The 12,720-nt window shown below is 68.5% G+C and carries 16 protein-coding genes; 9 read left to right on the forward strand and 7 right to left on the reverse strand.

Translation table 11 applies throughout. From position 1 onward, the window contains the following. From A0W70_RS12010 to A0W70_RS12040, 7 genes are all read left to right on the forward strand, one after another. Positions 1 to 501, forward strand: a 501-nt coding sequence (locus A0W70_RS12010) for a glycine cleavage T C-terminal barrel domain-containing protein (protein ID WP_281182045.1), incomplete at its 5' end; no start/stop codon positions are given. A 32-nt stretch (positions 502 to 533) separates the two neighbouring features. Beyond that, positions 534 to 929 carry a glycine cleavage system protein GcvH gene (gene gcvH, locus A0W70_RS12015; protein WP_067562636.1) on the forward strand — a complete coding sequence of 132 codons (396 nt, stop codon included), beginning with the start codon at positions 534 to 536 and terminating at the stop codon, positions 927 to 929. A gap of 16 nt (positions 930 to 945) precedes the next feature. After that, entirely contained in the window at positions 946 to 2,310 is a 1,365-nt protein-coding gene (gene gcvPA, locus A0W70_RS12020; RefSeq protein ID WP_067562640.1) for an aminomethyl-transferring glycine dehydrogenase subunit GcvPA, read from the forward strand. A gap of 76 nt (positions 2,311 to 2,386) precedes the next feature. After that, entirely contained in the window at positions 2,387 to 3,868 is a 1,482-nt protein-coding gene (gene gcvPB, locus A0W70_RS12025; RefSeq protein ID WP_067562643.1) for an aminomethyl-transferring glycine dehydrogenase subunit GcvPB, read from the forward strand. A 189-nt stretch (positions 3,869 to 4,057) separates the two neighbouring features. Beyond that, entirely contained in the window at positions 4,058 to 4,420 is a 363-nt protein-coding gene (locus A0W70_RS12030; protein WP_067562646.1) for a diacylglycerol kinase, read from the forward strand. An 88-nt stretch (positions 4,421 to 4,508) separates the two neighbouring features. Continuing rightward, positions 4,509 to 5,078: a chalcone isomerase family protein gene (locus tag A0W70_RS12035; RefSeq protein ID WP_067562649.1), complete on the forward strand. Its 570-nt coding sequence runs from the start codon at positions 4,509 to 4,511 to the stop codon at positions 5,076 to 5,078. A gap of 59 nt (positions 5,079 to 5,137) precedes the next feature. Continuing rightward, on the forward strand, positions 5,138 to 5,638 hold the full coding sequence (locus A0W70_RS12040) for a GNAT family N-acetyltransferase (RefSeq protein ID WP_067562653.1): 501 nt from the start codon (positions 5,138 to 5,140) through the stop codon (positions 5,636 to 5,638). A gap of 275 nt (positions 5,639 to 5,913) precedes the next feature. On the opposite strand, the gene A0W70_RS12045 is transcribed toward A0W70_RS12040, so the two are convergent. From A0W70_RS12045 to thiE, 5 genes are all read right to left on the reverse strand, one after another. Beyond that, entirely contained in the window at positions 5,914 to 6,708 is a 795-nt protein-coding gene (locus A0W70_RS12045; RefSeq protein WP_175443115.1) for a sulfite exporter TauE/SafE family protein, read from the reverse strand. Continuing rightward, the gene (locus A0W70_RS12050) at positions 6,705 to 7,499 is read right to left on the reverse strand and encodes an HAD-IA family hydrolase (protein WP_067562656.1); all 795 of its coding nucleotides are present in this window, start codon (positions 7,497 to 7,499) and stop codon (positions 6,705 to 6,707) included. Before A0W70_RS12050 ends, A0W70_RS12045 begins: the two co-directional genes overlap by 4 nt. A 10-nt stretch (positions 7,500 to 7,509) precedes the next feature. Continuing rightward, complete coding sequence (locus tag A0W70_RS12055) at positions 7,510 to 7,812, reverse strand: DUF4389 domain-containing protein (RefSeq protein WP_067562659.1); 303 nt, start codon at positions 7,810 to 7,812, stop codon at positions 7,510 to 7,512. After that, complete coding sequence (gene hemL / locus A0W70_RS12060; protein ID WP_067562662.1) at positions 7,805 to 9,115, reverse strand: glutamate-1-semialdehyde 2,1-aminomutase; 1,311 nt, start codon at positions 9,113 to 9,115, stop codon at positions 7,805 to 7,807. The genes A0W70_RS12055 and hemL overlap by 8 nt, the downstream gene beginning before the upstream one ends. 98 nt (positions 9,116 to 9,213) lie before the next feature. Continuing rightward, on the reverse strand, positions 9,214 to 9,897 hold the full coding sequence (gene thiE / locus A0W70_RS12065; protein ID WP_217495441.1) for a thiamine phosphate synthase: 684 nt from the start codon (positions 9,895 to 9,897) through the stop codon (positions 9,214 to 9,216). Between the two features lie 136 nt (positions 9,898 to 10,033). On the opposite strand from thiE, the gene A0W70_RS12070 reads away from it, so the two are divergent. Then, positions 10,034 to 10,204, forward strand: coding sequence for a rubredoxin (locus A0W70_RS12070; RefSeq protein WP_067562666.1), 171 nt, complete (start codon positions 10,034 to 10,036; stop codon positions 10,202 to 10,204). Positions 10,205 to 10,367: 163 nt separating this feature from the next. Here the strand turns inward: A0W70_RS12070 and A0W70_RS12075 are convergent, their stop codons facing one another. Next, positions 10,368 to 10,937 carry a class II aldolase/adducin family protein gene (locus A0W70_RS12075; protein ID WP_067562669.1) on the reverse strand — a complete coding sequence of 190 codons (570 nt, stop codon included), beginning with the start codon at positions 10,935 to 10,937 and terminating at the stop codon, positions 10,368 to 10,370. 86 nt (positions 10,938 to 11,023) lie between these two features. On the opposite strand from A0W70_RS12075, the gene A0W70_RS12080 reads away from it, so the two are divergent. After that, positions 11,024 to 11,683 (forward strand): O-methyltransferase, encoded by a 660-nt coding sequence (locus A0W70_RS12080; protein ID WP_067562845.1) that lies wholly within the window; start codon positions 11,024 to 11,026, stop codon positions 11,681 to 11,683. On the opposite strand, the gene A0W70_RS12085 is transcribed toward A0W70_RS12080, so the two are convergent. Further along, entirely contained in the window at positions 11,658 to 12,683 is a 1,026-nt protein-coding gene (locus A0W70_RS12085; RefSeq protein ID WP_067562673.1) for a zinc ABC transporter substrate-binding protein, read from the reverse strand. The genes A0W70_RS12080 and A0W70_RS12085 overlap by 26 nt on opposite strands. Between the last annotated feature and the right edge of the window lie 37 nt (positions 12,684 to 12,720).

The raw sequence follows: 12,720 nt of genomic DNA on the forward strand, positions 1-12,720 counted from the left end.
TACGAGATCATGCTGCCGAAGGACAAGGCGCCGCCCCTGTGGGACGCGCTGATCGAGGCCGGTGTCTCGCCGGCCGGTCTCGGCGCCCGCGACACGCTCCGGCTCGAGGCGGGTCTCGCGCTGTATGGTCACGAGATGGACGAAGAAACCACACCGCTGGAAGCGGGGCTCGGCTGGACCGTCGCCTGGAACCCCGCGGAGCGCGATTTCATCGGCCGCGAAGCGCTGGCGAAACAGCGCGAGGCGGGCGCCGATCGCGTCTTGGTGGGCCTGTTGCCGGAAGGGCGCGCGGTCCCGCGTGAAGGGCAGGTGGTGCATACCGATGCCGGCGAGGGCATCGTCACCAGTGGCGGGTTCGCGCCGACCCTGGAGCGGCCCATCGCGTTGGCCCGGGTGCCGGCCGGCTCCGGTGGCGACTGCGAGATCGAGATTCGCAAACGGCGGGTACCGGCCCAGGTCGTCGACTACCCGTTCGTTCGTAAAGGCAAGCCCGCCGTCTGAGCGCGGCAACCCTGTCAGAGGGAGACCAGTCCATGAGTGAAGTACCGAGTGATCTGAAATACACCCGCGACCACGAGTGGCTCCGTCTCGAGGACGACGCCGTGGTGACGATCGGCATTACCGACCATGCCCAGGCGCAGCTGGGTGATCTGGTGTTCGTCGAGGTGCCGGAGACCGGATCGAGTCTGGGGGCCGGTGACGCCGCCGCCGTCGTCGAATCGGTCAAGGCGGCCTCGGATGTCTATGCGCCGGTGGCCGGTGAGGTGGTCGGTGCCAACGAGCAGCTCGACGAAAGCCCCGAACTGGTCAACAACGATCCGTTCGGCGAGGGCTGGATCTATAAGCTGCGGGTCGAGAATCCGGACGCCCTGGACGAATTGATGAGCGCGGCCGATTACGAGGCCTTCGCCGAGTCCGAAGAAGACTGAGGAGGCGACAGCCGACGTGCCTTTTATTCCCCATACCGATACCGATGTCCGCACGATGCTCGACGCCATCGGCGTCGAGGATATCGACGGGCTGTTTGATGAGATCGCGGGTGGGCTGCGTGCCGGCGAGCTCGAGGGCGTGCCGGAAGGCATGCCGGAGATGGCCGTCAATCGGCTGATGGAGCGCCGGGCGGCGCAGGAAGGTCGCCCGCTGTGTTTCGTCGGCGCGGGCGCCTATCCGCACCATATCCCGCAGGCCATCTGGCAGCTCACCACCCGCGGCGAGTTCTACAGCGCCTATACGCCATATCAGGCGGAGGCGAGCCAGGGCACGCTGCAGGTGACCTACGAGTTCCAGTCCATGATGGCCGAACTCACGGGCATGGAAGTGGCCAACGCCTCGCTCTACGACGGCGGATCGGCCCTCGCCGAGGCGATCCTCATGGCCGTACGCGGGAACCGCAAGGCCAAATCGAAGCGCGTAATCGTGCCCCGCGCGGTGCATCCGCATTACCGCGATGCCACACGCACGATCGTGCGCAACCAGGGGATCGAACTGGTCGAGGTCGATTTCGACCGGTCGACCGGCACGACGCCGCTGGACCAGCTCGATGCCGTCCTCGGCGACGACCCGGTCGCCGCGGTGGTGATCCCGCAGCCGAACTTCTTCGGCCGCCTGGAGGACGTCGACGCGTTGACCGATCGGGCGCATGAACGCGGCGCCCAGGTGATTGCCGTCGCCAACCCGACCGCGCTGGCATTGCTGACGCCGCCCGGGCAATGGGGCGGCAACGGCGTCGACATCGTTGTCGGCGAGGGCCAGCCTCTGGGGATACCGCTGTCCGCCGGCGGGCCGTATATGGGGTTCCTCTGCACGCGTAAGAACCTCGCCCGCCAGATGCCGGGCCGCGTGGTCGGGCGCACCCTGGACGCCGACGGCAACACCGGTTACGTCATGACCCTGCGGGCACGCGAACAGGATATCCGCCGCTCGAAGGCGACCTCGAACATCTGCACCAACCAGGGTTTGATGGTCACCGCGGCGACCCTGTACATGTCGATCATGGGGCCCGAGGGCTTCGAGCGCGTGGCGCGGCACTGCCACGCCAACGCACGCGCGCTGCGCGACGAACTGTGCGCGATCGACGGCGTCAGTGCCGCCTTCGACGGGCCGTTCTTCCACGAATTCGTACTGCGCATCGAGGGCCGTCCGGTGACCGACGTGCTCGGCGATCTGGCCGGCGAGGACATCCTGGGGGGACTCGCGCTGGCGCCGTATTACGACGAACTGGGCGATGCGGTGCTCGTCTGTGCGACCGAGCTGCACCGCGACGACGAGCGCAAGGCATTCGCCGAGGCGCTGGCCCGCGCGGTCGCGTAGACCGGAACCCGCAGCGACCGGGTCGCCCTGCCGTTACGGCCGGTGTCCCGGTCAACACTGATCGGAAACTGCTGTCATGACCGAACTGATCTTCGACCATTCGCATCCGGGGCGCAGCAACGGCGCACAGATGCTGCCGCCGGCCCCCGAGCCGGATGACCTCCCCGAGGCACTGCGCCGTGAAGCGCGTCCGCGCTGGCCCGAGGTCTCCGAGCTCCAGGCGGTGCGCCATTACACGCGCCTGTCGCAGCTGAACTTCTCCATCGATACGCACGTGTACCCGCTGGGCTCGTGCACGATGAAGCACAACCCGCGCGCGTGTAACGCGCTGGCGATGCTGCCCGGTTTCCTTGAGCGTCATCCGCTGGCACCGCCGGAAGCGGGGCAGGGGTATCTCGCCTGCATGTACGATCTGCAGAACATCCTCGCCGAGGTCACCGGGATGCGCGGCGTGTCGCTCGCCCCGGCCGCGGGCGCCCAGGGCGAGTTCGCCGGTGTGTCGATGATCCGCGCGTACCACGATGCCCGCGGGGATACCGAGCGCCGGGAGATCCTGGTGCCGGACGCGGCCCACGGCACCAACCCGGCCTCGGCCAGCATGTGCGGCTACCAGGCGCGTGAACTCCCGACCGACGACGAGGGTGATGTCGACCTCGACGCGCTGCGTGAGGCGGTCGGTCCGCAGACCGCGGGGATCATGCTGACCAATCCCTCCACGGTGGGCGTGTTCGAGCGCAACATCGAGGAGATGGCGACCATCGTCCACGAGGCGGGCGGGCTGCTGTATTACGACGGCGCCAACCTCAACGCCATCCTGGGCAAGGTGCGCCCCGGTGACATGGGCTTCGACGTCATTCACCTGAATCTGCACAAGACTTTCTCGACACCGCATGGCGGGGGCGGTCCCGGTGCGGGTCCCGTCGGCGTGCGCGAAAACCTGCTGCCCTATCTGCCGACCCCGATGGTCGCGCACGAGGACGGCCGCTACGTCTGGCGCACCGAGGCCGAGTGCCCGGACACGATCGGCCGGATGACGGCATTCGCCGGCAACGCCGGTGTGCTGCTGCGGGCCTACGTCTATATCCGCATGCTCGGGCGCCGCGGCATGGAGCGCGTCGCCGAGTACGCCACGCTCAATGCCAACTACCTGATGACACAGTTACGCGAGGCCGGCTTCGAGGTCGCTTTCCCGAAGCGGCGCGCGAGCCACGAGTTCCTGGTTACGCTCAAGAGCGAGCATGACCGGTTCGGCATCTCGGCCATGGACTTCGCCAAGCGCATGCTCGATTACGGCTTCCACGCGCCGACCATGTATTTCCCGCTGCTGGTGCCGGAGTGCCTGCTGATCGAGCCCACCGAGACCGAGGCGAAGGAAGACCTGGATCGTATGGTCGAGGTGTTCAGGACGATCCGCGACGAGGCCGAGAACAATCCCGAACTCCTGCGTACCGCCCCGCATACGCTGCCGTTGCGCCGCCTGGACGAGGTGCGCGCCGCGCGTGAACTGCATCTGCGCTGGTCCCCGGAGGATTCGACGCCGGCCGCCGCCGAGGGCTGAGCCGGATGGCCCGCCCGGGCCGCGGCGGTCTGTCACACGCGGGACATCGGCCGGTCGCATGATGCCCCGGGCCGCGCGGCGGTCCGGTCAGTCCTGCACGAAGCGGCAGCGCGCGGAGGCGTATTCCATGTTCAGGGATCCGCACACCGGCCCACACGCGCGCCGCTACCGTCCGAAGGGAATATCGCCATGAAACCGGGCTACACCGGGATCACGCGTATCGTCCATGCCACGCGTTTCTCGCTGCAGGGCCTCGCTGCCTGCTGGCGTCACGAATCGGCCTTTCGCCAGGAAGCGGTGCTCGCCGCCGTCCTCGTGCCACTGGGCCTGTGGCTGGGGGCGAGCGGGGTCGAGCGGGCCCTGCTGGTCGCCAGCATCCTGCTGGTGCCGATCGTCGAGCTGCTCAACAGCGCCGTCGAGGCGGTCGTCGATCGTTTCGGCGCCGGCGAGCACCCGCTCTCCGGCCGCGCCAAGGACGTCGGTTCCGCGGCCGTCATGCTGACTCTTCTGTTGGCCGCGAGCGTCTGGCTGCTCGTGTTGTGGCCGGACTGAGCGCTGACCAGGCTTCCATGCCCCCGAGTCCTGTCGCAGTTCCCCGCCGCGGGGTTATGCTTCGTTCACACGGGAACGGACGGTCGCCATGCGCCGATGGATCGTAAGCTGCGTGCTGCTCTTGAGCCTGCTCCCCGGCGCGGCGAGCGCCTCCGAAATCGGTGGGGTTCGCCTGGATGACCGGGTGACGACCCGCGACGGCACCGAACTGCCCCTGCACGGTGCCGGGCTGCGCGAGAAGTTCTTCTTCGATATCTACGTCGGCGCGCTGTATCTGCCGACCACGAAGCAGCCCGTCGAGCGGATCCTGGACACCGACCAGCCCGGGCGTATCGATATGCACTTCATATATGACGAGGTCTCAAGCGACAAGCTGGCCGCGGCATGGCAGGAAGGGTTCGCCGCCAACAACGCGGATGCGGCTCTGGAGCCGCTGGGCGAACGGATCGATCGCTTCATCGACCTGTTTCCCGACGCCACGGCCGGTGACCGCTTCACGCTGGAGTATATCCCCGGGCAGGGCACCGAAGTCCGGATCAATGGCCAGCGCGCGGGGGTGATCGAGGGCGGTGGCTTCTTCCGGGCATTGCTTGCGGTCTTCCTCGGGCCGGAGCCGCCGGACGGTGACCTCAAACGCGGTATGCTCGCGCAGCCGTAGGAGACCGTTTACGGTCTCTAAGCCGGGGCCGCACAGCCGCAACAACGCATGGGCAGGACATGATCGAGCTGCGCACGTTCGAAGAGCGCGATTGGCCGGCACTTTGGGCATTGCTCGAGCCGGTCTTCCGCGCGGGTGAGACCTACGCCTTCCCCACGGACATCGACCCGGCCGAGGCGCGTTCGCGCTGGGTCGAGGCGCCGAGCGCGACCTGGGTGGCCTTCAATCCGGCCGGCGAGCTGGTCGCCACCTACTACATCAAGCCGAACCAGCCGGGTCCGGGGGCACATGTGTGCAACTGCGGCTACATCGTGGCCGAGAGCGCGCGCGGACAGGGCATCGCCGGAACCCTGTGCGAACACTCCCAGGTCGAAGCGGTGCAGATGGGATTCCGCGCGATGCAGTACAACCTCGTGGTGGAGACCAACAAAGGCGCCATCCACCTGTGGGAAAAACACGGCTTCGGCATCGTCGGGACACTCCCCGGCGCGTTCCGGCATCCCACCCACGGCTATGTCGACGCCCATATCATGTTCAAGACATTGGTGTGGGAGGGATGAAAGCCGAAGGGAAACCGATCTCTCGCCAAGACGCCAAGTGCGCCAAGGAAGTCAAAGCGTAGGCCGGCCTTGTCCGGCGTACCGGGGTGTTTCATCCGCCACTGGCTTTCGCGCCGGACAATGGCGGCATGAACCGCGCCGATGGTGACGCGCTTGTGGGCATGGGCACGCTGTCTGCGCGCGTTCGCCTTCGGCGAAAACGCGCCTACGAGTGTTATTTCTCGCCTTCCTTGGCGCACTTGGCGTCTTGGCGAGAGATCGGTTTTCTTTCGCCTTTACCCGATCAACATTCGCACACCGACAATCGCCACGAAGATCGCGAATCCCCGCCGCAACAACATTCGTGGCAGCGCGTGCGCCAGACGCGCGCCCAGGGGCGCGAAGGCCATGCTGGTGGGGACGACCGCCAGGAACGCCGGCCAGTACACGTAACCGGTCGCGCCGGCCGGCAGTCCGCTGGTGCCGAGGCCCATGACGATGAAGCCGACGGTGCCGGCGAGGGCGATCGGCAGGCCGCAGGCCGAAGCGGTGCCGACCGCGGCACGTACGTCGGTGTTGTGCCAGGTGAGCAGTGGCACGGTCAGCGTGCCGCCACCGATCCCGAGCAGGGATGAGAGGGTGCCGATGCCGGCGCCGTACGCGCTCGTGCCGGGCCAGCCCGGGAGTCGGCGATGCGCGGCCGGTTGGCCCGGTAGAAAGAGCCGCACGGAGACGACCAGCAGGAATACGCCGAACACGATCGCCAGTGTTCGTGTGGGCAGCAGATCGGCGATCGCGGCCCCGAGCAGGGCGCCCGCGATAATGCCCGGGGTGAGCCGCGCCATCACCGGCCAGTCGACCGCCCCCCGACCATGATGGGCGCGGATGGACGACAGCGCGGTCGCGACGATGGTCGCCAGCGAGGTGCCGACCGCGAACTGCATCAGCCGGTCCGTGGGGACCGTGCCGTCGCCCAGCAGGAAGGCGAGGCCGGGGACGATCAGGATGCCGCCGCCGATGCCGAGCAGACCCGCGAGGGTTCCGCCCACCGCCCCGAGGGCGAGAAAGGGCAGGATCTCCGCCAGGGTCATTCCCCGCTTCCCGCCACCGCGTGCGCGTGCAGCTGGCGCAGGCCTTCGAGATCGAGCCAGTCGTGACCATGGGCGTTGCCGGCAAGCACCCGCCATGGGCGATCGGGTTCACCGAGCGTATCGGCCACGAGTACGGCCCCCGTGAAGTCGTGCTCGTGGGTGTAACTGCTAAGGGTCACGATGGTCGGCAGGCCCGCCGACAGGGCGGCGCGGCAACCGTTCTCGGAATCCTCGATCGCCACGCAGCGATCCGCCGGCAGATCCAGGCGCTCCAGCACCCGGCGGTAGATGTCGGGATCGGGTTTTTTGGTCGCGGCGTCATCGCCGGTGACGATCGCGTCGAACCATGTCTCCGCGTCCGGCGCGAGCGCGTTCACCAGCAGCGCGCGGACATTGGCCCGCAGGCTCGAGGAGGCGATCGCCAGCTTCAGACCCGCCGCGCGGATCTCGTCGATCAGGCGGCGCACGCCGGGGCGCAGGGGGACGTCGCCGGCCCCGAGCATCGCGTGGTAATGGAGGTTCTTGCGCCGGTGCGCGGCACCGACGAAGGCGGCCCGGCCCTCGGTCGGCTCGAAGTCCGGTTCGTATTCGCGCAGGTAATGCCGCAGGCGCTCCGTGCCGCCCTCTACGCGCAGCAGATCACCATAGAGGGTCTCGCCCCACTCCCAATCGGCGCCAAGGTCTTCGAACGCCTGGTTGTAGGCGACCCGGTGTCCGTGGCGCTCAGTGTCGGCCAGGGTGCCGTCGACGTCGAAGATGACGGCCTGCAGCCCCGTGGCGGTCTCGCTCATGCGTCGCGGCTCACTCCTCGCGCTCGGGCAGATCCCTGGCGTCGGGCCAGGGTCGACCGAAGGGCCACGGCCGACTCTCGCTCGCATAGGTCGCGTAGCGCACCGTTTCGGCGAGCCACGCGCCGAGGCGGTGACCGAATTCGCGCAGACTCGGATTCGGGGCGCCGGTGAACAGGTGCCACAGGAACTGGATGGCCACGATCGCGGCCAGGATCAGTTCGGCCAGCTGGAACATCACCACATACACGACGATGTAGAGCAGGCGCAGCCATTTATCGCGGCTCGTCAGTTCGTCTTTGAGCGTTTCATCCATGGCGCGCGGCCTCCGTGGTTGCATTCAGGCTGGCAAAAGCGTCGGTGGCGGCATCGAGCGTTGCCTCGATCGCCGTATCGTCATGCATGGCCGATACGAATCCAGCCTCGAACGCCGACGGCGCCATGTACACCCCGCCCGCGACCATCGCGTGGAAGAAGCGGGCGAAGCGGTCCGTGTCGCAGGACTGGACATCCTCGAAGGTGCGCACGGCGGGCCGGTCGGTGAAGAACAGGCCGAACATGCCACCGACGTGATTGGTCGCGAGCGGGACGCCCGCGGCCTCGGCGCGCTCGCGCATGCCCGTGACGAGCCGTTCCGTCGTGGCCTCGACGGCCTCGTAGAATCCCGGCTGCGACACGATCTCCAGGGTCGCGAGTCCCGCCGCCGTGGCGAGCGGATTGCCGGACAGCGTACCGGCCTGGTAGACGGGCCCCTGCGGCGACAGGTGTTCCATGATGTCGCGGCGGCCGCCGAACGCGCCGACCGGCAGACCGCCGCCGATGACCTTGCCGAGGGCGGTCAGGTCCGGCGTGACGCCGTAGCGGCCCTGGGCGCCATGCAGCCCGACCCGGAATCCCGTCATGACCTCGTCGAAGATCAGCAGGGCGCCGTGATCGCTGCACAGGTCGCGCAAGCCTTCAAGGAAGCCCATCGCCGGCGGCACGCAGTTCATGTTGCCGGCGACCGGTTCAACCATCACGCAGGCGATCTCGTCGCCGTATTCGGTGAACACATCGAAGGCCGCGCTGATGTCGTTGTACGGCAGGCTGATGGTGTCGGCGACGACGCTCTCGGGCACTCCGGGCGAGCCGGGGATGCCATGGGTCAGTGCACCGGACCCGGCCTGGACCAGCAGCGCGTCGACGTGGCCGTGGTAGCAGCCGGTGAACTTGACCACCTTGTTGCGCCCGGTCGCGCCGCGGGCGAGGCGGATCGCGCTCATCGCCGCCTCGGTACCGGAGTTCACCAGACGCACCATGTCGAGTGAGGGCACGAGGTCGCAGAGCCGCTCCGCCATGGCGTTTTCGTTGGCGGTCGGCGCGCCGAAGGAAAGGCCTTTCGAGGCCGCCGACTGGACGGCCGTGACGACTTCTCCGCGGGCGTGGCCCACGATCGCCGGCCCGAACGAGCCGACATAGTCGACATAGCGATTGCCGTCCGCGTCCCACACGTACGGCCCTTCGGCGTGTTCCAGGAACAGGGGGGTGCCGCCGACGCTCCGCCAGGAACGGGCGGGTGAGTTCACGCCGCCGGGAATGCGGTGGCTCGCGCGCTCGAACAGCTTTTCACTCTCGGTCATGGTTCCGCTGTGGTCTTTGCTGGAAAGCGTCGCAGTGTAACAGTTGTCGCGTTCCGGGCTGAGGGCCCCGCCGGGCCTAGCCGCGCCCGTGTCGTGCTTCAGGGACGATCCTGGCGGGCCGATGATGTCTCGAAAAGCGTCGCATACTCGGCGGCGCGGGCGGCGGTGTCCGTGCGCTCGAAGAGGTCGCCGATGACGGCAAGCAGATCCGCGCCCGCCGCGATCAGCTCCGGGGCCCGGTTCGTGGTGATCCCCCCGATCGCGCAGATGGGCAGGCCGGTGGCCTCGCGGGCACGGGCCAGCAGCCCGAGGTCGGGTCGGGGCCCGCCGGGCTTGGTCGTCGACGGATACATGCGGCCGAAGGCGACGTAATCGGCACCGGCAGCGCTCGCCTGCGTTGCCAGATCAAGCCGGTCATAACAGGAAACCCCGATGATGGCATGCGGCCCCAGGCGTTCACGCACGGCGATGGGGTCGCCGTCACCCGCGCCGACGTGGACGCCGTCGGCGCCCGCCTCGGCCGCGAGGGCCGGATCATCGTTGATGATCGAGCGCGCCCCGAAGCGCCGGCAGGCCCGCACGAGCGATTGTGCCTCCCGAAGCCGGCGCGCCGCGTCCGTCCCCTTGTCCCGGTATTGCACCATGACGGCACCGCCCCGGAGCGCCGCTTCAACGGCCTCCCCGAAGCGCTCGTCGCCGATGGTTTCGCGGTCGGCGATCGCGTAGAGCCCGCGCAACGGGGGGCGCGTCGAGTGGGATCGGTCCATCTTGTCCGTTTTCATGGTTCGCTCGCGTTGGCCGTGTCATGCGTGCCGCATACAGGTTCCACCGTTACCCCGGCTGTGGGAAAATCCCGCGCCTGCAGTCACCCCGGCAGCCGTCCCGGCCGCCGCCTGCGCCCAGCTTTCAGGAGGCATGATGGAATACCGCAAATACATGTGCATCGTCTGCGGCTATATCTACGACGAGGCGCAGGGCGCCCCGGAAGAGGGCATCCCGGCCGGCACCCGCTGGGAAGACGTCCCGGTCACCTGGACCTGCCCGGACTGCGGCGCCAGCAAGGAAGACTTCGAGATGATGGAGATCTGAATCCATCGTCAACGATGGTGTAGGCCGTAGGCGCGTCTTCGACCGGCGCCACCGCACCGGTCGAATGCGCGCAGCCCGCCTGAAGCGCCTGATCCCGCCGAACCTCCGAATGCGCGCGTTCGCCTTCGGCGAAAACGCGCCTACAACCCCGCCGCCTGCCGCCTCAATCCCGGGGGGCGATACCGGCGACCCGCGCCAGCCATGCGATGCGGGCGCTGGCCTCCAGCGAGCAGTTCCACTTGTAGGCCCGGTCCAGCGTCTCCCCCCAGGCATAGACGCCGTGGCCGCGGACGATCGCGACCGGGTGCTCGGCCAGGGCGCCGGCCACGGCGGCCGGCGACTGCGCGACATAGTCGGCGTAGGCGATATCCAGTACCGGCACGCGGGGGAAATACGCGGCCCCCTCAAAATCCACCGGCACGAAATCCTCGCCCGAGAGGGACAGCGCGATCGCGTGCGGCCCGTGGCTGTGCAGAACCGCGCGGGCTTCGGGGCGGGCGCGGTATACCGCGAGATGGAGTGCGGCGTCGAGCGATGCCCCCGTGGGCGGCGGGGCGTCCAGCGGGCAGCCGACCAGGGCGTCGGACGTGAGCGTGTCACCGCAGGCCCCCGTGGGCGTCACCCAGGCGGTATCTTCCAGGCGCACCGAACCGTTGCCGGAGTGGGAATCGTTGTAGCCATGCCGTCGTAACAGCCGGTAGTAGTCGATCAGTTCAACGCGGGGATCGGCCATTGGGGGTTTCTCCGGCGGGCGCTGGCGGGCGAGTATAGGTGGAAAGCCGTTACCCGCGCGAGGCCGGCGCCCGCATCGGAGGTCCCATGTCCGCACATACGCTCCAGCTCGACGATGCGCTGCAGCGCTATCTGGCCGAACACGCGCTGCGCGAGCCCGCCGACTGCCGGCGCCTGCGCGAACGCACCGCCGGACTCGAAAACGGCGGCCAGATCAGTTCGCCGGAACAGGTCCAGTTGCTGGCCCTCATCGCGCGTCTGTGCGGGGCACGCCAGGTGCTGGAAGTCGGTACATTCACGGGGTACATGCCCCTGTGGCTCGCGCCCGTGCTGCCGGAGGCGCGATTCGTCTGTGTCGACCGGGATCACAACGCCACCGCGATTGCCCGCGAGGCCTGGACGGCGGCGGGGGTGAACGATCGGATCGATCTGCGGATCGCCGAGGCCGGGCCGGCCCTGGAACGGCTGGTCGATGGCGTGGCCGCGATTTTCGATCTCATCTATCTGGATGCGGACAAGGAAGGGCAGATCGAATACTACGAATCCTGCATGCACCTGGTCCGGCCGGGCGGACTCATCGCCGTCGACAACGTGCTCTGGAAGGGACGCGTCGCCGATCCCGGCTGTGACGATGAGACCACCCGGGCGGTGCGAGCGTTCAACGACCATGTCCACGGGGACGACCGGGTCGATCTCAGCATGATCCCGGTCGGCGATGGCCTCAGCCTGATCCGCCGTCGGACCTGACCGACCCGGCCAGGCAGGCGCGCAGCGATTCACCGAGTTTCCGCAGCAGATCCGGGTACAGATCCGGCCCGGGTGTGAGCCCGGCCCCAAGGGGGTCCAGTTCGGCGATGCGCGCCCCGGTCCCTTCGGCGATGGTGCGGGCGATCTGCGGTTCGAACTGCGGCTCGACGAACAGGCAGGTCGCGCCGAGGGCCCCGATCCGCTCGCGCAGTTCCGACAGGCGGCGCGCACCCGGAGGCCTTCCCGGGTCGACCACGATCGAACCGGCCGGTGTCAGGTCGTAGCGCGATTCGAAGTACTGGTAGGCGTCGTGGAAGACGAGATACGGCCGCTCGGCCACCGGTTCGAGCTGCTTCTTCAGGGCCATATCGATGGCCTTGATGCGTTCGATCGTCGCGTCGGCGTTGGCCCGGTACACGCCCGCATGTTCCGGGTCGATGCGACCGAGTCGCTGCGCGGCCGCGCGGACGAAGGCGATGGCATTGCGGGGGTCCAGCCAGGCATGGGGGTCAACGGTCTCAGCCGATGGGTCTCCGTGCGTCGGGTCGTCGCCGTGCTTGTGTCCATGCCCTTCGTCTCCATCGCCCGTATGCGCTGTGTCCTGCTCGCCGCCGTCCTCTCCCCCGTGCGGGTTACGCCAGACACCGCCGCTGCGGGCCCCGAGCGTGCGGACGCCGTCCATGTCCAGCAGGCGGACCTTGACCGCGTCCCCGGCGAGTGAATCCAGCGGGCGCTCGAGGAACCGGTCGGTCGCGCCGCCGGCGCTGAATACGATGTCGGCACGCGCCAGGGCGCGCGCATCGGACGGCGCCAGCGAGAAGGTGTGCGGGGACTGGCCGGCCGGGACGATCAGGTGCGGCTCCGTCCGCTCGCCGGCAACGGCCGCGACCAGGGAGTGCAGCGGGGCGATCGAGACGACCACGCGCGGACCGGCGGCAGCGGCGGAGGCGGCGCCGAGGAGCGCGAGCGCGAACAGGGCGGCGGGCAAGGAGCGCGGCATGACGGGATCCGGGTGACGTCGGGCGCGCGGAATGTTA

Source organism: Halofilum ochraceum (genome assembly GCF_001614315.2).
GTDB lineage: Bacteria > Pseudomonadota > Gammaproteobacteria > XJ16 > Halofilaceae > Halofilum > Halofilum ochraceum.